Annotated in this window: 17 protein-coding genes and 1 tRNA gene; 5 read left to right on the top strand and 13 right to left on the bottom strand. The window is 67.0% G+C overall.

Translation table 11 applies throughout. The features are described 5' to 3' along the window. Positions 1-51 precede the first annotated feature (51 nt). Entirely contained in the window at positions 52-876 is an 825-nt protein-coding gene (locus ACEN9H_RS06120) for an NAD-dependent epimerase/dehydratase family protein (RefSeq protein WP_371770794.1), read from the bottom strand. Between the two features lie 199 nt (positions 877-1075). On the opposite strand from ACEN9H_RS06120, the gene ACEN9H_RS06115 reads away from it, so the two are divergent. Both ACEN9H_RS06115 and ACEN9H_RS06110 read left to right on the top strand, forming a co-directional pair. Then, positions 1076-2071, top strand: coding sequence for a LacI family DNA-binding transcriptional regulator (locus ACEN9H_RS06115; protein ID WP_056136814.1), 996 nt, complete (start codon positions 1076-1078; stop codon positions 2069-2071). A gap of 77 nt (positions 2072-2148) precedes the next feature. Continuing rightward, entirely contained in the window at positions 2149-3984 is a 1836-nt protein-coding gene (locus ACEN9H_RS06110; protein ID WP_413674114.1) for a hypothetical protein, read from the top strand. Here ACEN9H_RS06110 and ACEN9H_RS06105 read toward each other — a convergent pair. After that, complete coding sequence (locus ACEN9H_RS06105; protein WP_413674113.1) at positions 3953-4900, bottom strand: alginate lyase family protein; 948 nt, start codon at positions 4898-4900, stop codon at positions 3953-3955. The two genes, ACEN9H_RS06110 and ACEN9H_RS06105, sit on opposite strands and share 32 nt — an antisense overlap. Positions 4901-5009: 109 nt before the next feature. Here ACEN9H_RS06105 and ACEN9H_RS06100 point away from each other — a divergent pair, with 109 nt between their 5' ends. Continuing rightward, positions 5010-7202, top strand: coding sequence for a glycoside hydrolase family 88 protein (locus ACEN9H_RS06100; protein ID WP_413674112.1), 2193 nt, complete (start codon positions 5010-5012; stop codon positions 7200-7202). On the opposite strand, the gene ppc is transcribed toward ACEN9H_RS06100, so the two are convergent. The 10 genes from ppc to ACEN9H_RS06050 all read right to left on the bottom strand — a co-directional run bounded on the left by ppc (position 7203) and on the right by ACEN9H_RS06050 (position 20992). Continuing rightward, complete coding sequence (gene ppc / locus ACEN9H_RS06095; RefSeq protein ID WP_413674111.1) at positions 7203-9950, bottom strand: phosphoenolpyruvate carboxylase; 2748 nt, start codon at positions 9948-9950, stop codon at positions 7203-7205. A 193-nt stretch (positions 9951-10143) separates the two neighbouring features. Continuing rightward, positions 10144-11349: a GGDEF domain-containing protein gene (locus tag ACEN9H_RS06090; protein WP_413674110.1), complete on the bottom strand. Its 1206-nt coding sequence runs from the start codon at positions 11347-11349 to the stop codon at positions 10144-10146. Positions 11350-11579: 230 nt separating this feature from the next. Continuing rightward, positions 11580-11656, bottom strand: a tRNA-Pro gene (locus tag ACEN9H_RS06085). A 71-nt stretch (positions 11657-11727) separates the two neighbouring features. Continuing rightward, the gene (locus ACEN9H_RS06080; protein WP_413674109.1) at positions 11728-13623 is read right to left on the bottom strand and encodes an MFS transporter; all 1896 of its coding nucleotides are present in this window, start codon (positions 13621-13623) and stop codon (positions 11728-11730) included. A gap of 152 nt (positions 13624-13775) precedes the next feature. Continuing rightward, positions 13776-14780 (bottom strand): AbrB family transcriptional regulator, encoded by a 1005-nt coding sequence (locus ACEN9H_RS06075; protein ID WP_413675557.1) that lies wholly within the window; start codon positions 14778-14780, stop codon positions 13776-13778. A gap of 26 nt (positions 14781-14806) precedes the next feature. Beyond that, positions 14807-15880 carry an ABC transporter ATP-binding protein gene (locus tag ACEN9H_RS06070; RefSeq protein ID WP_056136797.1) on the bottom strand — a complete coding sequence of 358 codons (1074 nt, stop codon included), beginning with the start codon at positions 15878-15880 and terminating at the stop codon, positions 14807-14809. Positions 15881-15901: 21 nt separating this feature from the next. Beyond that, positions 15902-17698, bottom strand: a complete 1797-nt coding sequence (locus tag ACEN9H_RS06065; protein WP_371767824.1) for an ABC transporter permease — start codon at positions 17696-17698, stop codon at positions 15902-15904. A 139-nt stretch (positions 17699-17837) separates the two neighbouring features. Further along, positions 17838-18938 (bottom strand): ABC transporter substrate-binding protein, encoded by a 1101-nt coding sequence (locus ACEN9H_RS06060; RefSeq protein ID WP_413674108.1) that lies wholly within the window; start codon positions 18936-18938, stop codon positions 17838-17840. A gap of 23 nt (positions 18939-18961) precedes the next feature. Beyond that, the gene (locus ACEN9H_RS06055) at positions 18962-19915 is read right to left on the bottom strand and encodes a tripartite tricarboxylate transporter substrate binding protein (protein WP_413674107.1); all 954 of its coding nucleotides are present in this window, start codon (positions 19913-19915) and stop codon (positions 18962-18964) included. 21 nt (positions 19916-19936) lie between these two features. Continuing rightward, on the bottom strand, positions 19937-20992 hold the full coding sequence (locus ACEN9H_RS06050; RefSeq protein WP_413674106.1) for a porin: 1056 nt from the start codon (positions 20990-20992) through the stop codon (positions 19937-19939). Between the two features lie 164 nt (positions 20993-21156). On the opposite strand from ACEN9H_RS06050, the gene ACEN9H_RS06045 reads away from it, so the two are divergent. Beyond that, positions 21157-21855 carry a response regulator gene (locus tag ACEN9H_RS06045; RefSeq protein ID WP_371767537.1) on the top strand — a complete coding sequence of 233 codons (699 nt, stop codon included), beginning with the start codon at positions 21157-21159 and terminating at the stop codon, positions 21853-21855. 2 nt (positions 21856-21857) lie between these two features. Then, on the top strand, positions 21858-23288 hold the full coding sequence (locus ACEN9H_RS06040; RefSeq protein ID WP_413674105.1) for a sensor histidine kinase: 1431 nt from the start codon (positions 21858-21860) through the stop codon (positions 23286-23288). A 366-nt stretch (positions 23289-23654) separates the two neighbouring features. Here the strand turns inward: ACEN9H_RS06040 and ACEN9H_RS06035 are convergent, their stop codons facing one another. Further along, the gene (locus tag ACEN9H_RS06035; protein ID WP_413674104.1) at positions 23655-24998 is read right to left on the bottom strand and encodes a sigma-54-dependent transcriptional regulator; all 1344 of its coding nucleotides are present in this window, start codon (positions 24996-24998) and stop codon (positions 23655-23657) included. Positions 24999-25004: the final 6 nt, after the last annotated feature.

Raw genomic sequence — 25004 nt, 5'->3', positions numbered from 1 at the left:
AAAGGGCCGGGCATCGCTGCACCGGCCCGGCATGCCGCGTTCGCGCGCGCTTCAGTCTTCGTAGATCGGCCCCGCCGTGAGGAACGGCCCGCCCTGGTACACGGCCGTGATGTCGCCGGCATCCGACCACGCGCCGCCGGCCGGGAAGCGGTCGGCGAACGCGCGCGCGCTGTGGCGCGGCTCGAAGCCCAGGTGGGCGGCCGCGCGGTTGTCCCACCAGCGCACCGGGTTGTCCGACACGCCGTACGTGATCGTGTGGCCCACGCGCGGCGTGAACAGGGCGCAGCGCACCAGTTCCACGAGGTCGTCGTACGCGAGGAACGTGACCAGCATGCGCGCGTTGCGCGGCTCGCCGAACGACGAGCCGATGCGCAGGCACACGGTCTCGATGCCGAAGCGGTCGAAGTAGTAGCGCGACAAGGCCTCGCCGAAGCACTTCGACACGCCGTAGATGCCGTCCGGCCGCAGCGGCACGTTGGCGTCGACGACTTGCGTGGTCGGGTAGTAGCCGACCACGTGGCTGGAGCTCGCGTAGATCACGCGCTTGATGCCGCGCTTGTGCACGGCCTCGTACAGGTGGTGCAGGCCGAGGATGTTGGCATGCATGATCGTCTCGAACGTGTCCTCGACGGAGACGCCGCCGAAGTGCAGCACGGCGTCCACGCCTTCCGTCAGCGCCATCACGGCGGCGCGGTCGCCCAGGTCGCAGCGCACGACTTCCTCGCCCGGCCCCGCGGGCGCGATGTCCTTGATGTCGCTGAGGCGGACCACGTCGGCCCACGGCTTGATCCGCTCGCGCAGCATGGTGCCCAGGCCGCCACCGGCGCCGGTCAGGAGAAGACGGTGGAAAGGCTTGGACTCGGTCGCTTGGGTCATGGACAGGCTCGCATTCTGTTAAACGTTTAACCGAGTATATCCAAAACGCTTTCAATGTCAATTTTTTGGACTGCTTTTTCGCCCGGAGACCTTGCCAGTACAGGTGGCAACGATTCCACACGCCGATTTCTTGCCCAAGCTCGGCTCCGCCCGTAAGGACGCATGCTAAGATGTGCCGCTGAGTAACGATTAACCTCCCATGAAAAAGACCGCCCCGACCATCCGCGACGTCGCCGCAGCCGCCCACGTGTCCACTGCCACGGTGTCGAAATTCATCAACGGCGCACAGCGCTTTTCGCCCAAGGTCGAGGCGGCGATCGAGTCCGCGATCGCGGGCCTGGGCTATAAATCGAACCCGCTGGCCAAGTCGATGATCACGGGGCGCACGAACACCATCGGCCTCTCCGTGCTGGACATCACCAACCCGCACTTCTCCAGCATCCTGAAGGGCGCGAACCGCGTGGCGCACGACCAGGGCTTTTCCGTCCTGCTCGTCGACACCGAGGAAACGCCCAGCCGCGAACGGCGCACCCTGGAAGAACTGAGCCGGCGCGTGGACGGCATGATCGTGTTCTCGCGCATGCGCGAGCACGAGATGACGTGGATGACCGAAATCGACAAGCCGCTGGTCTTCTTCGGCAGCCTGGCGCAACTGCCGCTGCCGACGGTGGCCAGCGACGACCACGGCGGGGCCTACATGCTCGCGCAGCACCTGCGCATGCTGGGCCACCGCCGCATCGCCTACCTGGGCTTTTCCAAGTCGCGGCGCGACGAGGAACGCCTGGGCGGCATCCGCGAATCGCTGAACGCGGCCGGCCTCGAACTCGCGATCTTCGACGCCGAGGCGCCGTCGCTGGCCGAGGGCGAACGCCTGTGCTCCGCCATCGTGCTGGGCAGCCAGCGCCCCGATGCGCTGATCTGCTACAACGACCTGATGGCGCTCGGCTTCATGAAGGAAGCGTCTAACCTCGGCATCTCGATCCCGCAGGACATCTCCGTCGTCGGTTTCGACAATATCCCCTACGGCAAATACACGACGCCGGCCCTCACCACCGTCGACCTGCAGAGCGAGCGCATGGGCGCGACCGCGATGGAAAAGCTGCTGGCCGTGATCCGCGGCCAGCACGTCGAGAAGCTCACCAAGGTGGCGCCGCAACTGATCCTGCGCGCGTCGACCGTCGCCCGCCGGCCCTGATCCCCGCGTCGCCGTTTACTTTCCGGAAGAGTTGACCTATCCTTTTAGGAAAACGTTTAACAACACCGGAGACACGCATGCGCCCTGTCCTGCCCGTCATTACGATGGCGGTTCTCGCCCTGTCACACGCCGCGCCCGCACTCGCGACCCAGCCCCTGCACCAGACGGTCGAACAGGCCTACCCGCAGCTGGACTATTTTTTCCAGAAGCTCGTGAAGGAGCGGGACGGCATCACGATCGACGGCCGCGCGCCGTTCCAGAGCCACGACAAATTCCTGCCCGGGAAAATCGCGACGGGCCTGGCGGACGTGCTGCTGCACACGCCCGCCGATGACCCGCGCCTGCCCGGCATGCTGCGCGACTATGCGTCCATCGCCGACCTCACCGTCGGCATGGAAAACGATACCTGGGGCATCTATTACTACATCGGCGCGCTGGTCAAGTTGAAGCAGGCTGGCCTGCTGGAGCGCGCCGTGCGCCCTGCCACGCTCGATCAGTTGCGCAAGAAGCTCGACTGGCGGACGTTCGTGCGCGTGCCGACCTACGAGCTGATCGACCTGCCGACCAATTACTACGGCGTCGCCTTCAGCATCGCGCGCCTGCGCCTGTTGATGGGCTGGGAAGACGCGCAGGCGAGCGACGTCCTGCTCGACCGGATGCTGAAGCATTACGCCGATTACTCCGGCACCTACGGCTTTTCCGACGAGACGGATGGCCAGGGCCGCTTCGACCGCTACAGCATCCTGCTGGCGGCCGAGATCTGCGAGCGTTTCATCGAGACCGGCTTGACCGTGACGCCCGAACTGAAAGCCCTGCTTCGCAAATCGGCCGACGTCGCGCTGAACGCGGCCAATGCGGACGGCAGCGGCTTCACGATGGGCCGCAGCCTCGGGCCGTACGGCGAGACGGCGATGCTGGAGATCCTGTCGACGGCCGCCTACCTCGGCGTCCTCACGCCGGAAGAAAAGGAGTACGCATACGCCTACTCGGCGCGCATCGGCGAGCGCTATATGACGTTCTGGTACGACCCCGCGCTGCATTCCGTCGACATGTGGGGCAAGGGCCGCCGCACCGACACATACCGCGGCAAGCACCGCATCCTCGGCGAGAACTTCTCGCTGCTGCACCAGTTGATCAGCACGGACGAGATGTGGAACGGCGCCGGCATGAAGAACGCCGTGCCGCGCGCGGACCTTGCGGCGTGGCTGGAACGCGCGCGTCCGGCCTTCAGCCTCACGCGCTTCGCGGGCGGCGAATACGACCGCGCCCTCGCCATCTGGCGCGACGGACCGCACGTATTCAGCCTGTCGATGATCAACGGCGGGCCGAGCCAGCACGCGAACAGCCCGTACTATCCGCTGCCGTTCTCGTACGGGATCGTCTCCGGCATCGCCGACAGCGGCGCCGCGCATCCGCAATTGCTGCCGAAATTCCGTCTCGCCGACGGCAGCGAATTGATCGCGACCGCGTTCCTGAAAAACATCCAAACGAGCGACATCGACGGCGGCCACCGCGTCACGTACCGCCAGGATGCGCTCACGAAGCTGGGCAAGAACGTGCCCGTGAAGGACACGCGCATCGCGGTCGAGACGGAATACACCTTGCGCCACGGCGTCATCACGCGCACCGACACCTATACGCCGGCGGCACCGCTGGACGTGGCCGGCGTGAGCCTCGACTTCGCGTCGTTTTCAAGCGGCGCCACGGTGGACGGCAACACGATCGCCTTCCGCGACGGCGCCGTGCGCACGTTCGCCGTCGACGGCCTCGCAAGCTGCAGCGCCGACGACGTGACCGGCAGCGAAGCGTACCGCGCGCCGTACGGACCGATGGCCACGCTGACCACCTGCCGCACGGGCGCGTTCACGTTCGACAAGCCGCTCAGGATCCGCTGGACGATCCGCTACCAGTGACGACATGTTCGAGCGGATTGGCCAGGCTGCGGTCGCCGCCCATCCTGGCATCCCAGTTCACGGCCGGCAGCTTGACGGGCACGGCGACCTTGCCGCCGTGGCGCAGGTAGATGGCGATCCATCCCGGCACGCCGCCCGACCACTCCTGCTCGACGCCCGTCATCGTCGCGATGGCCGACGGATCCGCGACGCCGCCGACGGAGAACGCAATGAGCTTGTCCAGCTGCGGCGACTGCACATCGAAAATCGACGCCATCAGCACGAGCGGCGCGGCCGCGTACAGGTGGTAGTGCAGCGCCCTGCCGGCCCGTTCGAGTTCATACGGCAGCACGCCGTCCGGCCGGATCTGCGCCATCGCATCGTCGAATACCTTGCGGCCCCAGGCCAGGCAGCGCGCGTCGCCCGTCACGGCGCCCGTCGCCGTTACCGCGAGGCCTTCCCAGTAATAGTGATTGTTGCGCACGCCCTTGTGCGCGTCCGAGTGGCGCATCGTCGCATCGGCCAGCGCCAGCAGCCACGCCTCGATGCGGCGGCGCTCGTCCGGCGTCGCCGCGGGCTTCACGCGCGCGTAGCCGAGCGCGAGGCCGCCCAGCGTCCACTTGCGCGTGTAGTACGACTGCTCCGTCGTCATCGTGCCCAGCATCGCCTTGCGGTCGGCCCAGCTGGCGAGCCAGGCCAGCGCGCAGCGGGCATCCGCGTCGCGGTGCGTCCGCTGCCAGGCGACGGCGGCATGGGCCACCGCATCGAGGTAGTCGTTGACGGGTTTGACGGCCGCCTCGTTGCGCGCCTTGCGCACCGGGTCGACGATCGAGTGGTGGCTGTCGCTGTAATAACTGTTCGCGTCGATGTCGACGACGGCCGGCGGCGGCGCCTCGCACGCGCCGGCCGGACGCGCGGCCAGCACCGCGATGCACATGGCTGCTCCAAGTCCTCGTATCCGCATGGTCTCCTCCTTTTTATGAAAGCGTTTACCTTATCTCAGCTTTAAGCCAGAATCCACACATCTAGTTAAACGTTAACCTTCCATGATCCCGACTATCCCCTTCAAGCACGCCACGCTCGCCCTGCTGTTGCTCGGCCCCCTCCTCCCCGGATGCGCGACACATGCGCCTCCCGCCGCCCAGGTCGGCGCGCAGGCACTGACGCCGGCCGCCGTGCTGGCGACGATGGAACGCGTCGCCGACTGGCAGCTCGCGCACCCGAGCGCGCACGCGACGACGCACTGGACGCAGGGCGTCGGCGACGCCGGGTTCATGGCGCTGGCCAACCTGTCCGGCACGCACGCCTACCGCGACGCGATGGTCGCGATGGGCGAACGCAATGGCTGGCAGCTCGGTCCGCGCGCGTATCACGCGGACGACCACGTGGTCGGGCAGACATATGCGGAGCTGTACCTGCAGCTGCGCGACCCGGCCATGCTGGCGCCGCTGCGCGCGCGCTTCGACGCCATCCTCGCCGAGCCGCACGACGGCACGCTGGAATTCACGGCGCCCGGCAACCAGGACCGCTGGTCGTGGTGCGACGCACTGTTCATGGGACCGCCCGCCTGGGCGCGCCTGGCGGCCGCCACCGGCGACGCGCGCTATCTCGACCACGCCGTCGCCGCGTGGTGGCGCACGTCGGACTACCTGTACGACAAGGACGAACACCTGTACTACCGCGACAGCAATTATTTTGCGCGGCGCGAAGCCAATGGCCGCAAGGTGTTCTGGGCACGCGGCAACGGCTGGGTGATGGCCGGCCTGGCGCGCACGCTCCAATACATCCCGGCGGACCACCCGGCGCGCGCCCGCTTCGAACAGCAGTTCCGCGCGATGGCCGCGAAGGTGCTCGCGCTGCAGCAGGCCGACGGCCTGTGGCGCGCGAGCCTGCTCGACCCGGGCAGTTATCCGGCGCGCGAGACGAGCGGCACCGCGCTGTTCGCGTATGCGCTCGCGTGGGGCATCAACCAGGGCTTGCTGGACCGCGCCGCGTTCGAGCCGGGCGTACGGCGCGCATGGTCGGCGCTCGTCGCCAGCGTCCAGCCGGACGGCAAGCTCACGCACGTACAGCCGATCGGCCAGGCGCCCACGGGCTTCGCGGACGATGCGACGGAAGTCTATGGCGTCGGCGCCTTCCTGCTCGCGGGGAGCGAAGCGTTTCGCATGGCGGTGCTCGAACGCGCGGCGCCGCGCACGGTGCACGTGACGAATCCGGGCGACTTTTACCGTGCCGACGAGACGGTCGAACTCGCGCTCGGCCCGGATGCCTCGCAAGCACCGCTGGCCGTGATGGAAGCCGACACGTCGCGCCTGCTGCCCACGCAGCGCATCGGCGACACGCTGCTGTTCCAGGCGAACTTCGCGCCCCGTGAACAACGCCGCTTCCTGCTGCTGCCGGCAAACGCCCTGCCCGCGCTGGCGCCGCCCGACGTCAAGGTGCATGCGCGCTACGTGCCCGAGCGCTACGACGACTTCGCGTGGGAGAGCGACCGCATCGCGCACCGCACCTACGGCCCCGCGATCCTGCACGTGCCGAACGAACACGTGGGCAGCGGCGTGGACGTGTGGCTCAAGCGCGTGCGCCATCCGGTCGTGGACACGTGGTACAAGCGCGGCGAATACCACAGCGACCATGGCGAAGGCCTCGACAACTACAGCGTCGGCACGGGCCGCGGCTGCGGCGGCACGGAAGTCTATCGCGACGGCAAGGCGTATCCGTCATCCGTCTACGCGGGCTGGAAAGTGATCTCGGACGGGCCGCTGCGCGCCGTGTTCGAGCTGCGCTACGACGCGTGGAGCGCGGGCGGACGCCGGGTCGCGGAGACGAAGCGCATCTCGATCGACGCCGGCGCCAACTTCAGCCGCGTCGAAAGCCGCTACACGAGCGACCAGGCGGGCGCGCTGCCCGTCGCCGTCGGCATCGCCCAGCGCAAGGGCGACGGCCGGCTCGTGCGCGACACGAGCGCAAGCTGGATGAGTTACTGGGAACCGGAGAGCGCGCCGAACGGGCACACGGCGTGCGCGGTCATCGTCCCCGGCCAGGCGACGCGCGCCGCGGTGGATGGCGGCGACGCCCTGCTGGTCGGGACCGCGCAGCCCGGGCAGCCGTTCGTGCACTACCTGGGCGCGGGATGGAGCAAGAGCGGCGATTTTCCCGATGCGCAGGCGTGGGAAGCCCACGTGCGCAACGTGGCGCAGCGGCTGGCAGTGCCGCTGCGGGTGACGGATCACGAGTGATCAGCCGCTGTTGCGCAGCCCTGCCGAGATGCCGTTGATCGACATGTGCAGCCCATTGCGGGTCGCATCGTCGTCGACGCCGGCGCGGTAGCGGCGCAGCAGCTCGACCTGCAGGTGGTTCAGCGGATCGATGTACGGCAGGCGGTTGCGCAACGAACGCTGCATCTGCGGGTTCCCGTCCAGCAGCTCGTCCTGCTCCATGATCTGCCGGAGGATCTCCACCGTGCGCGCATGCTCGGCGCTGATGGCGCCGAAGATGCGCTCGCGCAGCGCCGCGTCGGCCACGAGGCCGGCGTAGCGGCTCGCGATCGCGATGTCGCTCTTCGCCAGCACCATGTCCATGTTCGACAGCAGCGTCGTGAAGAACGGCCACGTCTTGTACATCGTGCGCAGCAGCGCGAGGCGCTCGGCCGGCGCGTCCGCGATGAAGCGTTCCACCGCCGTGCCGAAACCGTACCAGCCCGGCAGCATCAGGCGGCACTGGGCCCAGCTGAACACCCACGGGATCGCGCGCAGGTCCTCGATCGAGCGCGACTTCTTGCGCGACGCCGGACGGCTGCCGATGTTCAGCGCGGCGATTTCCGTGATCACCGTCGACTCCCAGAAATACGTCTCGAAGCCTTCCGTTTCGTACACGAGCGAACGGTAGGCGCGCAGCGCTTCCGTCGACAGGCGGTCCATCGCGGCCACCTGCGCCGCGTCCGGCTGCGGCTGATCATGCGACAGCAGGGTCGCTTCCATCGTCGCGGCGACGAGCACCTCGAGATTGCGGCGGCCCACGTCGGCGTTGGCGTACTTCGCGGTGATGACCTCGCCCTGCTCCGTCAGGCGGATGCGTCCCTGCACGGCGCCCGGCGGCTGCGCGAGGATCGCTTCGTAGCTCGGTCCGCCGCCGCGGCCCACCGAACCGCCGCGGCCGTGGAACAGCTGCAGCTTGATGCCGTGGGCGCGGAAGACGGCGATGAGTTCCAGCTCCGCCTTGTGCAGCTCCCAGCCGGACGTGACGTAGCCGCCGTCCTTGTTGCTGTCCGAGTAGCCCAGCATGACTTCCTGCAGGCGGTCGCGCGACTGCAGCAGGCGCATGTAGAACGGCAGGCCGAACGCCGCGGCCATGATCGCGGGACCGGCGCGCAGGTCGTCGATGGTTTCGAACAGCGGGATGATGTTGACGTCGAGCGTGCCGAGCGTCGGATGCAGCAGGCCCGCCTCCTTCAGCAGCACCGCCACTTCCAGCAGGTCGGAGACGGAAGCCGCCTTCGAGATGATGTAGTTCGTGACGGCGGCGCGGCCGTACGTCAGGTGCGCGCGTTTCGTCTCGCGCAGGATCGCCAGCTCGGACGCCGTCTCTTCGGAATACGCCTCGAACGGCGACACGAGCAGGCGCGGCGACTGCAGTTCTTCCAGCAGCAGCGTGCAGCGCGCGGCTTCGTCCAGCGCCAGGTAATCGACGCCGGGGCGCGCCTGCGTCAGCAGTTCCGCGAGTACGCGTTCGTGGACGTCGGAGTTCTGGCGCAGGTCGACGGGCGCGAGATGGAAACCGAACACCTTCACGGCGCGGCGCAGCAGGCGCAGGCGGCCGCGCGCCAGCTGGCGGGCGCCGTTGGCCACGAGCGACTCGTGGATGACGTCCAGGTCGGCCAGCAGTTCGGCCGCGCTGGCGTAGGCCATCGCATTCGGTTCACTGGCGCCGGCGACGAGCCAGTCGCGCGTCGCCACGAGGCGCGCATGCATGCCGTGCAGCGCCTGGCGGTACGGCTCGTCCTGGTGGTGCGGCGACTGGTCGGGCGTGCGCTCGGCGATGCGGTGCAAGGCTTCCGTGCTGCCGCACAGGGACTGCGCCTGCGACAGTTGCGATGCCAGCGTGTGCACTTCCGGCAGGTAGAAATCGAGCGCGCGGGTCGCTTGTGCCCGGAGTGTCGCGTGCAGGATGTCGGCCGTGACGAACGGGTTGCCGTCGCGGTCGCCGCCGATCCAGCTGCCCACTTTCATGAACGACGGCAGCTCCGTGTCGGCCCAGCCGGCATCCTTCTGCGCCAGCGTGTCCTCGAGGGCGCAGTACAGGCGCGGCACGCTCCTGAACATCGTGTAGTCGAAGAAGGACAGGCCGTTCTCCACTTCGTCCAGCACCGACAGCTTGGTGGGACGCAGCAGGCGCGTCTGCCACAACGTCAGGATCGCGCGCGCGAGCGCTTCATCGTTGTCCTGCTCCTCGTCGGGCGTCAGCTGCGTGCGGTCACGTTCGCCGATCAGGCGCGCGATCGCCATCTGGCAGTTGAGGACACTCTTGCGCTGCACCTCGGTCGGGTGCGCGGTGAAGACGGGGCTCACGTGCGCGTCGTCGAAGAAGGCGCGCAGGTCGTCCATGCGGCCGGCGGCGAACACGCCGTCGACGGCGTGCGCGATGCTGCCCTTCTTCGGCGCCGAGCCGGCGGACAGGTGCGCGCGGCTGCGGCGGATGTGGTGCTGGTCTTCGGCGATGTTGGCCAGCAGCGAGAAATACGTGAAGGCGCGGATCAGCTGGGTCTTCTCGTCGGCCGAGATGTCTGCGAGGATCGCCGCCAGTTCCTCGTGCGCGCTGCCGTCCTCGTCGCGCCGGAAACCGATGCAGCTCTTGCGGACCGACTCGATGCGGTCGAACACCCCGTTACCCTCCTGGGCCCGGATCGTTTCCCCCAGCATGCGGCCGAGCTGGCGGATATCCCGCCCCAGCAACTCTTCCTTGAAGTTCCGTGCCTCTTCAACGCTCATTCAGCTCTCCAAAATGTAAATAATTTACAGAACACGCACCAGATAACCAGCGTTGGCGGGCAGATACCTTGTATATACCAGCCTTTATACACAGCGTGGCACGGCAAAAAATGCAATGTTATGAAATTTTACTACGAACATTGATCAGTTCGGTGGGTGAGGTTGAAAAAATGCTACAGATGGGAAAACAAAGTCAGGCGATTTCCACCCGGTTGCGGCCGTTCGCTTTCGCGCGATACAACGCCCCGTCCGCCCGTTTGATCGCCGCCCCGATGTCTTCTTCCGGCTTCAGCGACGTCAGGCCGAAGGATGACGTGATGCGCAACCCGTGCGGCCAGTCCTGCGTCGCGAACGCCGCACGCAGCTTGTCCAGCATCGTCATGGCATGCGCCACGTCGGTTTCCGGGCACAGGAGCAGGAATTCCTCTCCGCCCCAGCGCACCAGCTTGTCGCTAGCCCGGACTTCGGCCCGGATGACCGCGGCGAAGCGCCGCAACACCTCGTCACCGGCGTCGTGGCCATGTTGATCGTTGATCCGCTTGAAATGGTCGAGATCCATGAAGACGATCGCCATTTCTTCGTCGACGTGGCCGGCGACGTGCAAGCGTCTCATCAGCACCTCCCTGAGGCCCTGGCGGTTCAATGCGCCGGTCAGCGGGTCGGTGTGGGCCTGGCTGGCCAGGTCGCGTGCTTCCAGTTGCAGCGCCTTGTTGATCGCATCCAGCATCTCCACGCGCGCATTGCTGGCGGACAGGCTGGAGCGGACGTGCAAGAGGCTCAGCGATAGCCCGAGCAGGCCGCACCCGATCCACGCGCCCACCAGCCAGGTCAGCAGCGTGGTGTCCGATATCCATTTGCCGCGAAACTGGATGGACCGCACTTCGATCGTGATCGACTGGCCGGACGGCACCGATCCCGTCGAGATTTCCACCGCCGTGACGTTATCGAGCCGGGTATACGTTTTCTCAAGCGGGACGTTGTGCGCCGTGACCCACCAGTCGGCAGTGCGCACGACGTTGACGGGAATCGTGAACGTGGCCTGCGCCGGCGCGTCGAATTCGACCGAGTTGTACCGCTGCGAATTCCAGTCGCCGACGGTGGAAAATTCCGGCTCGAAGTTCGTCAGGTGCAGCCTGATTTTCCTGCCCGACTCTCCCGAATAACGCATGTCGAACGTGACCGAATCGAACCGGCTGAAGTCCACGCCTTTTCCGTCCTGCCCCAGGTGGAACTGCAGCTTGCAGAACGGCCAGGCATAGCCGGCGCGCAGGTCGCAGCGCATGACGAGGGCATCGTTCGCACGCACCAGCGACGCGACGGAATTGCCGTTCTCGTGACGGTCGTCGGTAACGGTCGCGCCGTAGGGCTGCCGGGGCGAGAGCTCGAAGACCCGGGTCATCCCGAAGTGCTGCCAGATCAGTAATGCGGGGGTCAGAACCAGCAATAATCCAACCAGGGACTGGACTATCGTCATTGCGCGCGCGGGTCGGGGGATCATGGCGGCTCGCTGATGTACATATTCGGCGATCAATATACTGAAATCATCAATCGGCTGCGATCATTCCCGTGCGGCAACCTCTAGAAGCGAAAAAGGCCAGCTCGAAAGCTGGCCTGATTCTTTGAATTCATTGGTCGGGGCGAGAGGATTCGAACCTCCGACCACGTGCACCCCATGCACGTACGCTACCAGGCTGCGCTACGCCCCGACTTGGTCCAGAATTATAACAGAGGCACGCGGGATGACTAGTCTTTTTGTCACCGGGCATCATGGCGAAACTTACTTCCAATCCCCCCGTAACGCCAGCACTTCCTCGTACAACCCCTCCGGCGTCACCTGCTGCGGCGGTACCGGCCGCCCGACGGCCAGCGACAGCTTCGAGCGCAGCCCGCGCGCGAAAGAGCGCTCGAACACGTTGGACGGATCGCGCGAAAACACGCTGCCCCACAGCCCGCGCAGCGCCATCGGGATCACGGGCACCTGGCTGCGCGCGACGATCTTGGCGATGCCGCCGCGGAATGCGTTCATCTCGCCCGTGCGCGTCAGTTTCCCCTCCGGGAAGATGCACACGAGTTCCCCTTCGTGCAGCGCCTGGGCGACGTCGACGAAGGCCTTTTCCATCAGCCACGGGTTCTCGTGCGCCGGCGCGATCGGGATCGCCTTGCCGGTGCGGAAAATGAAGCCCAGCAGCGGCATTTTAAAAATGCGGTGGTCCATCACGAAGCGGATCGGGCGCGGGCTCGCGGCCAGGATGACGATGGCGTCGACGTAGCTGACGTGGTTGCAGACGAGGACCGCGGCGCCCTGTTCCGGGATGCGCTCGACGTCCACCGTCGACACGCGGTGGATCGTGTGGATCAGCAGCCAGGCCAGGAAGCGCATTAGGAATTCCGGCACGAGCGAGAAGATATAGATGGCGACGACGGCATTCAGCAGCGCGGTCGTCAGGAACATCTCGGGGATGCTGAAGCCGCGGCCGATCAGGAACACCGCGACGCCGGCCGACGCCACCATGAACAGCGCATTCAGGATGTTCATGCCGGCGATGGTGCGCGAGACGTGCGCCGGGTCGCAGCGCGTCTGGATCAGCGCGAACAGCGGCACGATGAAGAAGCCGCCGAACACGCCCAGCAGCAGGATGTCGGCCAGGATGCGCAGCGTGCCGTGCTGCGCCAGCACGCCGACGAAATCGACGGGAGCCGTGTTGGTGTAGCCGAGGCTCGCGAAATACAGGTCGATGCCGAACAGCGACAGGCCGATGGCGCCGAACGGCACGAGGCCGATCTCGACCTTGCGGCCGGAGAGTTTTTCGCACAGCAGCGAGCCGGCGCCGATCCCCAGCGAGAAGATGGTCAGCAGCAGCACGAACACGCTGTGGTCGCCGTGCAGGTACTCCTTCGCGTACAGTGGGAATTGCGACAGCACGAGCGCGCCGTAGAACCAGAACCACGAGTTCCCCAGCATCGACAGGAACACGGTGCGGTTCCGTTTCGAGAACGCCAGGTTGCGCACGGATTCGGCGACGAAGTTCGCGCTGATCTTGAGGCCCGGCGCGGGCGCCGGCGACGCCGGGATGCGCCAGCTCGTGGCGAGACCCAGCACGGCGACGGCCAGCGTCCCGAACGCGACGAAGTGCACCCCGGCGGCGCCGTGGCCGGCCAGGATCGCGCCCATCACTTCGCCCAGCAGGATGCCGACGAACGTGCCCATTTCGATGACGCCGTTGCCGCCCACGAGTTCTTCCGGCTTCAGGTGCTGCGGCAGGTAGGCGTATTTCACGGGGCCGAACAGCGTCGAATGGACGCCCATGCCGACGACCGCGGCGACGAGCAGCCACAGGTTGTGCGTGAGCCAGCCGATGGCGGCAATGGCCATGATGCCGATTTCGAGCAGCTTGACGAAGCGCGCCAGCCGGCCCTTCTCGACCTTGTCCGCGATCTGGCCGGCGGTGGCGGAGAACACGACGTACGGGAGGATGAACAGGCCCGGGATCAGGTTGTTCAGCAGCGCGGCGGGCAGCGTCGTCCACGCCAGCGCGTCATAGGTCAGCACGACGAGCAGCGCCGTCTTGAACAGGTTGTCGTTGAAGGCGCCCAGGAACTGGGTCCAGAAAAACGGACCGAAGCGGCGCTGGGTCAGCAGGGCAAACTGGCTGGTGTGGTTCGGGTGGCTCATGTTCAACGATGCGGATGTCGGGGATGCGACAATCTACAACACAACCGGCACGTTGAACACACAATGTTGCTGGGCGTGAATCAATGGTCGCGCAATCCGCTACCCGAAGCGACTGGATATGCAACCAGGCCAGCGCCAAGGCGCGTTCGGCGTCACCCGACCCGCATCCACACCCGGTACAGCGGCGCTATCCCCAGCACGACGACCACCATGCGCGCGACGTGGAATGCCGTCACGACGGGCACGCCCAGGTGCAGCACGCGCGCCGTCAGCGCCATCTCGGCGATGCCGCCGGGCGACGTGGCCAGCACCATCGTCCCCGGATGCAGGCCCGTCACGGCCGCCACGCAGAACGCGAACAGGCCCGCCAGCAGCAACGTGACCGCCGTGCACGCCGCCACGCTGGCGAGGAAGCGCGGCGCCGTGTGCACGAACGCGGGCGTGAACCGCGTGCCGAGCGAGACGCCGATGAACAGCTGGCCCGTGCGGATCATCCACTCGGGTAGACGCGACAGCTGCACGCCCGCCGCCGTCAGCATCAGCGCCACGACCAGCGGGCCGATCACCCAGGCGTTCGGCACGCGCAGGCGTTTCAGCGCCAGCGCGGCGCAGCTGGTGACGGCGATGAGCACGCACAGGCCGGCCGCATCGACCCGGCCGGCGAGCGGCACGAACGCATCGAGGCCGTTGCCCCAGCCGTGGGCCGCGAACCAGCGCACGGCGAATGGAATGGTGCCGACGACCATCATGATGCGCAGGCTGTGCGCGGCCGCCACACGTTCGACGACGGCGCCGTGGCGCTCCGCCTGCACGGCCATCTCGGAGGCGCCGCCGACGGCCATCGCGAAGAAGGCCGTCGCGTCGTCGGTGCCGGACAGCCGGCGCAGCAGCGCGCCGCCGGCCATGCCGAGACAGATCGCGAAGGAGACGGCCAGCAGGATCCAGCCGAGGTGCCGCGCCAGCACCGCCAGCACGGGCGCGCTGAAGTACAGGCCCAGCGCGCTACCGATGGCCCACTGCCCCGCCTCGCGCGCCTGCACGGGGGCCGAGAGGCGCGCGCCCAGCATGCACGCGATCGCCGTCGAGAACAGCGGGCCGATCATCCACGGCAGCGGCGTATCGAGCAAGATGCACAGCTGTGCCGCCGTGAAGGCCAGCGCCAGCGCGGGGAGGAACGTCCTGATCAGAACACCCAGAGCTTCTCGGCCGGCATTTCGAGCCAGTACTGGCCCGGATCGACGCGGTGCTTGGAGTACGCGCGCACGCTCGAATTACCGTGCTTGAACAGGCATTCCCACCGGTCGCCCAGGTACATGCAGGTGGACAGCGGCAGCTGAATGCCGTTGTCGACGGGCGTGCGGCCGATGCGCACTTCTTCCACGCGGATCAGCGCCGACGCTTCCACGTCCGGATCCGAGGCGCCGCTGCCGCGCGCCGTCGCGTTCAGCGCCATGCCTTCCACCTGCAGGCGGGCCGCGCCGCCGCTGCGCGCCACGACGCGCGCCGGCAGGCGGTTGTTACTGCCCATGAACTCCGCGGTGAACAGCGTGTCCGGCGCTTCGTACATCGATTGCGGCGTACCCTGCTGCTCGATCTTGCCGTTGTTGAGCAGGAGGATGCGGTCCGAGATCGCCATTGCCTCGGCCTGGTCGTGCGTGACCATCAGTGCCGACAGGCCCAGGCGCACGATCAGCTCGCGCAGGAACGCACGGGCTTCCTCGCGCAGCTTGGCGTCCAGGTTCGACAGCGGTTCGTCGAGCAGGATCACCGGCGGGTTGTAGACGAGCGCGCGGGCGATCGCCACGCGCTGCTGCTGGCCGCCGGAGAGCTGGTGCGGGAAGCGTTCGCCCAGGTGGCCGAGGCCCAGTTGCGCGAGCACTTCGCGCACCTTCGGTTCGATGTCGCGCGCGGCGAGCTTGCGCAGCTTGAGGCCGTAGGCGACGTTGTCGAACACGGTCTTGTGCGGCCACAGCGCATACGACTGGAACACGAGGCCCAGGTTGCGCGCTTCCGCCGGCAGTTCGAGCTTTTTACTGCCGTCGTACACGCGGCGCTCGCCGATGTCGATCGTACCCGCTTTCGGGCTTTCCAGGCCGGCCACGGCGCGCAGCAGCGTGGTCTTGCCGCTGCCCGAGGGGCCCAGCAGCGCCACCACTTCGCCGCGCTGCAGATGCATCGACACGCCCTTCAGGATCGGGTTGGCGGTGGCGCCATGGCCGTAGTCGAGGTGCAGGTCGTTGACGGTCAAAACGTTCATGATGTTTGTCTCGCGATTCTATTAGTTATGAAGCTTCACGCCGAAACGCAGCGCGATACCGAGGCCGATGGCCACGAGCGTGATGTTGATGAACGAGAGCGCGGCCACAAGGTCCGTCGAGCCGCCGGCCCACAGCGACACGAGCATCGCGCCGATCACCTCGGTGCCGGGCGACAGCAGGTACACGCCCGTCGAGTATTCGCGTTCGAAGATCAGGAACACCATCAGCCAGGCGCCCAGCATGCCGAACTTGATCAGCGGGAGCGTCACGTCGCGAGTCACGCGGCCGCGGCTGGCGCCCACGGCGCGTGCCGCCTCTTCCAGTTCCGGGCCCACCTGCAGCAGCGACGTCGACACGAGGCGCATGCCATAGGCGAGCCACACGACGGAGTACGCGAGCCACAGCGCGAAGATCGTCGAGCGCAGCTGGCGCAGTGCCGGGATGACGTGCTCCGACAGCCAGGCGGCCACGCCGTTGTCCATGCCGTGCAGGATGCCGTCCAGCCAGCTCGGCACGAACAGGAACACCCACAGGAACGACAGGCCGGCCAGCAGGCCCGGCACCGCGCGCGGCACGAGGACGCTGTAGTCCAGCAGGCGCGTGACGCCGTCGTTCTTGCGGTGCATGGCAAGCGCGATCGCGGTGTAGCAGGCCACGGCCAGCGCGCCGCCGATCACGCCGATCAGGATCGTGTTGACGATGCCGCGCACGAGCGACGGCTGCTCGAAGATGTCGCGGAAGTGCTGCAGGGTGAGCACGTCGGCCAGTTTCACGCCCTCGCCCCAGTACTGGACGAACGAGCGCAGCACGATGCCGGTCAGCGGCAGCACGATGGTGACGGCGATCCACGTGCCCAGTACGGCGAAGGCGACCCACTTCCACTTGCCCAGCGCGAGCGGTTTCTGGCGCGCGCCCTTGCCCTTGATGGACACGTATTTGTTGGCCGACTTCAGGAGCCAGCGTTGCAGCATCACGAGCGGCATCGTCACGGCGACGAGGCAGACGGCGACGGCGGCCATCAGGTGGTACGACGGCGTGCCCAGTTTGTTCGTCAGCTTGTACAGGTAAGTCGCCAGCACGAGGTGGCCTTCCGGGTCGCCCAGCACGAGCACGAGGCCGAACACTTCGAAGCCGAGGAAGAACACGAGCACGCCCGCATACGCGAGGGCCGGCATGATCATCGGCAGCGACACGTTGAACATCACCTGCCACGGCGACGCGCCCGAGACGCGCGCCGCTTCCTCCACGTCGGAGCCGAGGCTCTTCAGCGCGGACGAGGCGTACAGGTACACGTGCGGCACGTGCGTGAGGCCGGCGATGACGACGATGCTCGTGAACGAGTACACGTTCCACGGCACAAAGCCCAGCAGGTCGTGCGCCCACGTCGAATAGAAGCCGACGGGGCCCATGGCGACGACGTAGCCGAAGCCCATCACCATCGGCGACACGAAGATCGGCACGAGCAGCAGCGGCGCGACGATGCCGCGGCCCGGCAGGTCGGTGCGGACCATCAGGAAGGCGAGCATGCCGCCCAGCGGCACGGCGATGGCGGCAAGGCCGCCGGCCAGAATGAGGCCGTTCTTGAAGGCGAGCCAGAAGTCGGGGTCATCGAAGATGAAGCGGTACGCGTCCAGGCCGAGCATCTTGTCGGGCATGAAGAACGGCGCCGTCAGGAAGCTCTGGTAGAAGATGAGGTACAGCGGCAGGAAGATGGCCACGCAGGTGAGCAGCACGACGATGCCGCGCGTCCAGTTGAAGCGCGGCGCGCGCACGGCCGGCAGACTGCCGGCGTCGGCGCCCTTGGATTCCAGTGGCATGGTTGAAGTAGGCATGGGAGTGTCCGATCGATATGGAACCAGTCAACTCCGTCGTTCCCGCGCACGCGGGAACCCATGCTGAGCATCCTGGTCGGCTCAGTATGGATCCCCGCTTTCGCGGGGATGACGGCTTGAAGGCTTACTTCTTGCCGGCAGTGGCTTTCCACTCTTTCAGGAACGCCAGGCGCAGCGCCGGATCCAGGTATTCCCCGACGGCCGGGCTGACCGGCAGCGGCCTGATGTTCTTCTCGCCGACCATCTTGATCAGGTCAGTGGACGTCGTTTCGCCGGTGACGTCGGCGCGGATCGCGTACAGCTTGGAGGCATTGGCGATGACGGTCTGGCCGCGGTGCGACAGCATGTAGTCGATCCACAGCTTCGACGCGTTCGGGTGCTTGGACATCTTGTTGATGAACTGGACGCGCGAGATGATCAGGGTGTAGTCCTTCGGCAGCACGACGCCCAGCGACGGATCGTTCTTGGCGCGCACGAGCGCGTAGGAACCCATCACGTTGTAGCCGATCAGGTTTTCGCCCGACGAGATCCGCTCCAGCATGGTGCCGGTCGACGACTGCACGCGCACCCTGGCCGCGCCGAACGCCTGTTCCAGCTGCTTGTATTGCGGGTAGGCGCGCGCGTCCTGCGTCATGAACATGAAGCCGACGCCGGATTTCTCGATGTCGTAGGTGGTGACCTTGTCCTCGAATTTCGGCTGCTGGATGATGCGCACGAAATCGGCGTGCGTCTGCGGGACTTCCTCGGGCTTCAGCAGGCGCTTGTTGTAGACGAAGGCGGCCGGCTCGAACGTGGTGCCGTAGGCCATGTCCTTCCAGACGGCCCAGCCGGGGATCTTCGCGGCTTCGACCGATTTATAGGGCAGCGCATAGCCGCCCGCGGCCAGCTTCATCTGCAGGTCCATCGCCGAGGACCACAGCACGTCGGCCGTGTCGCCGCCGGCCGCGTTCTCGGAGAAGAAGCGGTTGTAGACTTCGGTCGAGTTCATGTCGTTGTACTCGACCGTGATGCCCGGGTACATCGTCTTGAAATCGGAGATCAGCGGTTCGGCGGCCTTGCTGTCGGTGGCGCCGTAGATCACCAGCTTGCCTTCCTTCTTCGCGGCGTCGATCAGTTGCTGGTAGCCGGCCGGGTAGCCTGCCGGGGCCTGGGCCTGCACCGGTGCGGCGAAGGCGAAAACGGCAGCTGCAAAGGAAGTGGCAAATGCGGTCTTCTTGAAATTCATGGTTGTCTCCTGGGGTGTTGTTGTCAGTGCTCGCGGACCAGGTTGAATTCCCTGGCCTGTCGGTTGTAATCGTTGATGGCCTGCTTGACCCAGCGCGTGAGCGCGTCGCCCGTGAGCGAGAACGGGTACAGGCCGGCCTGGCTGCGCAAAGCCGCGAAATCGGGAGTGGCCTGCACGCGGGCGAAGGCGTCGACCCAGCGGCGGTAGTCGGCATCCGGCACGCCGGGGCCCATCCACACGCCGCGGATCACGGGCCACACGATGTCGTAGCCCTGCTCGCGCGCCGTCGGCACGGACGCCAGCACGCCGGCCAGGCGCTTCTCGGCCAGCACGGCCAGCACGCGCACCTTGCCCGGGCCGGCATACAGCACCGCTTCCGATGCGTCGCCCGAAATCACCTGCACATAGTTCGCGCTCATCGCCGTGAACGTCTCGCCGCCGCCTTCCAGCGCGACGAAGCGCAGGCGCCGCGGTTCGATGCCGGCGCGGCGCGCCAGCAGCGCGACCTTCATCCAGTCCTGGCTGCCGATGGTGCCGGACACGCCGATCAGGACCTGCTGCGGATTCTTGCGGATCGCGTCCATCAGCTCGTCCAGGCTGTGCCACGGCGCGTCGGAACGCACCGCGATCATGCCGTAGTCGACGCCCAGCGCCGCGACCCAGCGCACGTCGGCGGCAAGCGCCTTGCCGAATTTTCCTTCGGCGAGATTCAGCAGCGAACCGCCCGAGAACGCGACGAGCGTGTCAGGCTCGGCGCGCCGCTGCGACACGAGGGTGTGCCACGCGACGGCGCCGATCCCGCCGGGCAGGTAGGCCAGTTTCAGCTTCGCGTCCGGCAAGGCCTTCTGGGCCAGCTTGCAGGTCAGGTCCATGGCGCCGCCCGGTTTGGACGGCACCACGCATTCGGCGTTGGCGCTGGCCGCCGCCGCTGCCGCGGACAGTGCCGCGGCGGCAAGGATCGAGATGGCGCGCTTCATGATGTTGCGGCCAGGGGTCGGTCAGAACCGGTACTGGATGCCGGTGGTGACGCCGGTCTGCGTCGATCCGAAGCCCGGATCGTCGCGCGACAGGCCCACGAGCTGGCCGTGGTCGGCCTTGGCATGCGCCACCGATGCGTACAGCCAGACGCGCTTGGACAGCGAGTACATGGCACGCCCCACGAGCATCGTCGGATCCGCGTCCTTCGCGGACGGCAGATTCTTCGTGTTGACGTGGTAGACGGCGCCCGTCAGGGTCCACGGGTAGGCCGCCCAGGTGGCGCCGGCCCAGTAGGTGTCGCCGCGCACGTCCGGCGTGGCGGCCTTGCCCGACTGGAGCTTGTAGCCGCGCATGCCGGCCTGGTAGGTCATCGGACCCGCCTTGTACAGGGCGCCCAGATGGAAGGCCGTCGTCTTGTCGCGGTCGCCGGTGGCGGCGAGCGTGTTGCCGTTGATTTGTTCGTACGACGCCATCAGGCCGACGGGGCCGCCGAACCAGGAACCGCCGACGGCGTACTTGCGGCCATCGGCCGCGCTGCCGGCCTGCTCGCCCATGCCGACGGTGGCGCCGTAGGTGAAGCCGCCCGTGGTGCCGGTGTACTTGATCAGGTTGTCAAACGCCGTCGTCATGCCGTACTTCGACGGGCCGGTGGCGTTGCTCGACGTCGCCCACGAATAGTTGGGCGCGAAGCCCATCGGGTCGAACTTGATGACCAGGTCGTAGGTCGTCGTGAACGAGCGACCGATGATCACGCGGCCGAAGCCGCCTTCGAGGCCGACGTTGGCCTGGCGCTTGAACAGGTTGCCGTCCTGGGCGCCGGTGTCGAGCATGACGCCGCCTTCCAGGTTGAAGACGGCTTTCAGGCCGCCGCCCAGGTCTTCGCTGCCGCGGAAGCCCCAGCGCGACGTGTTCTTGCCGCCCGAGACGACGCGCACCTGGCTGCCGTCGTTGGCGGTTGCGTGGTTCACGTATTCGACGCCGGCATCCATGATGCCGTAGACCTGGACATTGGTCTGGGCGGATGCGTTCAGGGAAAGCGCTGCCAGGACGGCGAGCGCGAGGGCCGATTTCTTCATATTGTCTCCGTTGTTGTCATCAAGGCGGTCGTGTGCCGCTTCGTGAGACCAAGGATAGGTCCGCCAACCTTTCAATCAGCTTTCACTGAACCTTTCAATGTCGGGTGTTGTGGAAATCACTTAGGGATGGAGACACGAAGCTGATCGTCGCTTACACTGGCGCGATGCGAATCCTGTTAGTCGAAGACCACGTCGAGCTGTCGCACTGGGTATCCAAAGCCCTGCGCGACGCCAATCTCACCGTCGAATGCGCGGCCACCGGCGCCGACGCCGACGCGCTGCTGCACACCCAGGACTACGCGCTCGTGATCCTGGACCTGACCCTGCCCCGCATGGACGGCCTGGAAGTGCTGCGCCGCCTGCGGGCGCGCGGCGGCACGCGCGGGCGCACGCCCGTGATGATCCTGACGGCGCGCGGCGGCCTGGAAGAACGGGTGCAGGGCCTGAACCTGGGCGCGGACGATTACCTCGCCAAGCCGTTCGAACTCGCCGAACTGGAAGCGCGCGTGAAGGCGCTGCTGCGCCGGAGCGTCGGCAACGAGGCGCTGGTGCACACGTGCGGGCAGCTCAGCTTCGACACGGTATCGCGCATGTTCGCCTACTGCGGCGAGCCGCTGGCGCTGACGCCGCGCGAGCACGCCGTGCTGGAAGCGCTGATCTCGCGCCCCGGCCGCGCCGTCTCGAAGGAAAAGCTGTTCGACGAAGTGTTCGCGCTGGACGACGACGCCAACCTCGACGCCATCGAACTGTACATCCACCGCGTACGCAAGAAACTGGACAAGCGGCCGGACGGCGGCGCCGCCATCGCCACCCTGCGCGGCATCGGCTACCTGCTGCAGGAACGGCCGCCGGCCGCGTCCTGAGCATGCGGTTCCTGCCGGCGGCGACGACGAAGCTGGGCAGCCTGCGCGGCCAGCTGCTGCGCTGGCTGATCGTGCCGCTCGTGATCCTCGTGGCGGCCAACGCCGTCTCGCTGTACCGCGACGCGCTCGACGCCGCCGACATCGCCTACGACCGTTCCCTGCTCGCATCCACGCGCGCGCTCGCGGAGCGCGTGTCCGTCCGCGACGGCAAGGTCGTGGCGGACGTGCCCTACGTGGCGCTGGACAGCTTCGAGACCGATACCCTCGGCCGCATCTACTACCGCGTGGGCGGGCTGCACGGCGAGACGGTGTCCGGCTACGACGACCTGCCGCCCGTCCCGAAGGACACGCCCCGCTCGGAACTGTATCCGGCCCTCGTGCGTTTCTACCACGCCGACTACAACGGCGAGCCGGTGCGCATCGCCGCCCTGCTGCAGCCCGTGTACGACGATTCCATGCGCGGCATCGCGCTGATCCAGGTCGGCGAGACGCTGGACGCACGGCGCGCGCTGTCGCGGCGCATCCTGCTCAACACCCTGCTGCGCCAGGCGCTGCTCGTGCTGGCCGTGGCGACGCTCGTGTGGTTCGCCGTGCGCCTCGTGCTGCAGCCGCTGATGCAGCTGAAGCAGGTCGTGGAGACGCGCGCGATCTCCGACCTGTCCGACGTCGACGAAGCCCTCGTGCACCGCGAAGTGCGGCCGCTGGTCGCCGCGATGAACGGGACGATGGCGCGCATGCAGAACCTGATCGCGAGCCAGCGCCGCTTCATCGCCGACGCTTCGCACCAGTTGCGCACGCCGCTGACGGTGCTCAAGACACAGGCCGAGCTGGCGCTGCGCGAAAACGACCCGGCCGCGATGCAGGCCATCGTGCGCTCGATCGCGGCGACGACCGATTCGACCGTTCACCTCGCGAACCGCCTGTTGACGCTCGCGCGCATCGAGCACGGCGGCGCGAACGCGGCACTGGCGCCGGTGGCGTTGTCCGAGGTGGCGCGCCAGGTCGGACTGGAACTGGCGCTGCCGGCCGTCCAGAAAGGCATCGACCTGGCGCTGGAGGCGGAAGACGACGGCGCCACGACCATCGACGGCCAGGCGCTGCTGCTGCACGAACTGGCGAGCAACCTGGTCGACAACGCGATCCGCTACACGCCGCCGGGCGGCACCGTGCTGCTGCGCGTGCGGCGGCTGATCGGCGTCGTCGTGCTCGACGTGCAGGACAGCGGGCCGGGACTCGATCCGGCCGAATACGACAAGGTGTTCATGCCCTTCTACCGGGCGCAGGCGACGCTGGAGAGCAATCCGGGCGGCACGGGGCTGGGGCTCGCCATCGTGCGCGACATCGCCACGGTGCATGGGGCGACGCTGGCGCTGGACCGAGCGGAAAGCGGACGCGGATTGAAGGTCAGCGTGACGTTTCCGTTAGGCCGGTAACGCAAGTACGTCGTCCCCGCGCAGGCGGGGACCCAAGTTTCATGCGCAGACGAGACGCAAGCAAGATTGGATCCCCGCCTGCGTGCACTGCTGTCCGGAATAATTTTTACCGTCGAAAATAGGCCCGCCATAGGAAAAACCGTCGTTCCCGGCATTGCCGGAAACGACTTCCCGCGAAAGCGGGAACCCATGCTGACTGCTCGAAGTCGACTCTTTGTAGCCAACGAGGTGGAAATGAAGAACGTAGTCAGCATACTCAGTATGGATTCCCGCTTGCGCGGGAATGACGCTGCTATTTCTGACGGTTTTTGAAAACAATATTCCGGACACTAGTGCGCCTTCGCGGGAACGACGGTCAACTTTAATCTAGCGGTAGTCGTCCGGCGTAAGCGCGTATTTCTGCATCTTGTAGTACAGCGTTTGCTTGGGCACCCCGAGCGCCGCGGCGACGTCGACGACGCTTCCCGCCGCCCTGCGTAACTCCTGTTCGATGACGGCGCGCTCGAACGCGCCCACCTGGTCCGCGAGCGGCACCGGCGCCGCCGTGCGCGCGGTCAGCAGGCCGTCGGCGCCGCTGGACAGGCCCAGCACGAAGCGCTCCGCGATGTTGCGCAGCTCGCGCACGTTGCCGGGCCAGTCGTGCGCCATCAGCGATTGCATCAGCGGCCCCGGCACCGTGGGCGCGGCGCGCTTGTAGCGGGCCGCCGCGCCCAGCATGAAGTGTTCGAACAACAACGGGATGTCCTCGCGCCGCTCGCGCAGCGGCGGCAGGTTCAGCACGATCAGGTTCAGGCGGTAGTACAGGTCGCTGCGGAATTTCTGCTGGTCCGACCATTCCTTCAGGTCGACCTTGGACGCGGCGATCACGCGCACGTCCACCGGCACCGGGTGGTTGGAACCGAGCCGCTCGACGTAGCGTTCCTGCAGCACGCGCAGCAGCTTGACCTGCAGCGACAGCGGCAGGCTTTCGATCTCGTCGAGGAACAGCGAGCCCTTGTCGGCATGCTCGATCTTGCCGACCTGGCGCTTGGTCGCGCCTGTGAACGCGCCCGGTTCGTGGCCGAACACTTCGCTCTCGAAGATGTTTTCCGGGATCGCGCCGCAATTCAGGGCGACGAAATGATGCGCGCGGCGGCGGCTGAACTGGTGCAGGCAGCGCGCCACCATCTCCTTGCCGGTGCCCGTCTCGCCGTAGATCAGCACGTCGGCCGATTCGTCGGCCAGGTCCAGGATCAGGCGGCGCAGGTCGCGCATCGGGGCCGAATCGCCCAGCAGCATCGCCTCGATGCCCTCGCCGTTCGCGATGCGGTGGCGCAGCGTCTCGACTTCCAGGATCAGGCGCCGCGTCTCCAGCGCGCGCTGCACCGCCTCGACCAGCTGTTCCGACGAATACGGCTTCGGGATGAAATCGTAGGCGCCGCCGCGCATCGCGCCGACGGCCATCGAGATGTCGCCGTGGCCCGTCACAAGGATCACCGGCAGCTGCGCATCGATGGCCTTGACGGCGGCCATCAGCTCGATGCCGCCCATGCCGGGCAGGCGCACGTCGCTGACGACGACGCCCGCGAAGCCGGGCTTTATCTGCGCCAGCGCCGGCTCGGCGGCGTCGAACGCCTCGACCTGGAAGCCGGCGAGATCGAGCGCCTGCGCGCTGCCCGCGCGGACGATGGCGTCGTCTTCGACGAGCAGCACTTTCATGGATTCGTACATGGTTGT

It is taken from the genome of Massilia cellulosiltytica, from assembly GCF_047325105.1.
Taxonomy (GTDB): domain Bacteria; phylum Pseudomonadota; class Gammaproteobacteria; order Burkholderiales; family Burkholderiaceae_D; genus Telluria; species Telluria orientalis.
This window is presented reverse-complemented; position numbering and strand designations above follow the sequence as displayed.

Bases quoted from the DNA above. Each gene is read 5' to 3' on its own strand.
- ACEN9H_RS06120 (WP_371770794.1), bottom strand. From the start codon at position 876: ATGACCCAAGCGACCGAGTCCAAGCCTTTCCACCGTCTTCTCCTGACC.
- ACEN9H_RS06115 (WP_056136814.1), top strand. From the start codon at position 1,076: ATGAAAAAGACCGCCCCGACCATCCGCGACGTCGCCGCAGCCGCCCAC.
- ACEN9H_RS06110 (WP_413674114.1), top strand. From the start codon at position 2,149: ATGCGCCCTGTCCTGCCCGTCATTACGATGGCGGTTCTCGCCCTGTCA.
- ACEN9H_RS06105 (WP_413674113.1), bottom strand. From the start codon at position 4,900: ATGTGCATCGCGGTGCTGGCCGCGCGTCCGGCCGGCGCGTGCGAGGCG.
- ACEN9H_RS06100 (WP_413674112.1), top strand. From the start codon at position 5,010: ATGATCCCGACTATCCCCTTCAAGCACGCCACGCTCGCCCTGCTGTTG.
- ppc (WP_413674111.1), bottom strand. From the start codon at position 9,950: ATGAGCGTTGAAGAGGCACGGAACTTCAAGGAAGAGTTGCTGGGGCGG.
- ACEN9H_RS06090 (WP_413674110.1), bottom strand. From the start codon at position 11,349: ATGACCCGGGTCTTCGAGCTCTCGCCCCGGCAGCCCTACGGCGCGACC.
- ACEN9H_RS06080 (WP_413674109.1), bottom strand. From the start codon at position 13,623: ATGAGCCACCCGAACCACACCAGCCAGTTTGCCCTGCTGACCCAGCGC.
- ACEN9H_RS06070 (WP_056136797.1), bottom strand. From the start codon at position 15,880: ATGAACGTTTTGACCGTCAACGACCTGCACCTCGACTACGGCCATGGC.
- ACEN9H_RS06065 (WP_371767824.1), bottom strand. From the start codon at position 17,698: ATGCCACTGGAATCCAAGGGCGCCGACGCCGGCAGTCTGCCGGCCGTG.
- ACEN9H_RS06060 (WP_413674108.1), bottom strand. From the start codon at position 18,938: ATGAATTTCAAGAAGACCGCATTTGCCACTTCCTTTGCAGCTGCCGTT.
- ACEN9H_RS06055 (WP_413674107.1), bottom strand. From the start codon at position 19,915: ATGAAGCGCGCCATCTCGATCCTTGCCGCCGCGGCACTGTCCGCGGCA.
- ACEN9H_RS06050 (WP_413674106.1), bottom strand. From the start codon at position 20,992: ATGAAGAAATCGGCCCTCGCGCTCGCCGTCCTGGCAGCGCTTTCCCTG.
- ACEN9H_RS06045 (WP_371767537.1), top strand. From the start codon at position 21,157: ATGCGAATCCTGTTAGTCGAAGACCACGTCGAGCTGTCGCACTGGGTA.
- ACEN9H_RS06040 (WP_413674105.1), top strand. From the start codon at position 21,858: ATGCGGTTCCTGCCGGCGGCGACGACGAAGCTGGGCAGCCTGCGCGGC.
- ACEN9H_RS06035 (WP_413674104.1), bottom strand. From the start codon at position 24,998: ATGTACGAATCCATGAAAGTGCTGCTCGTCGAAGACGACGCCATCGTC.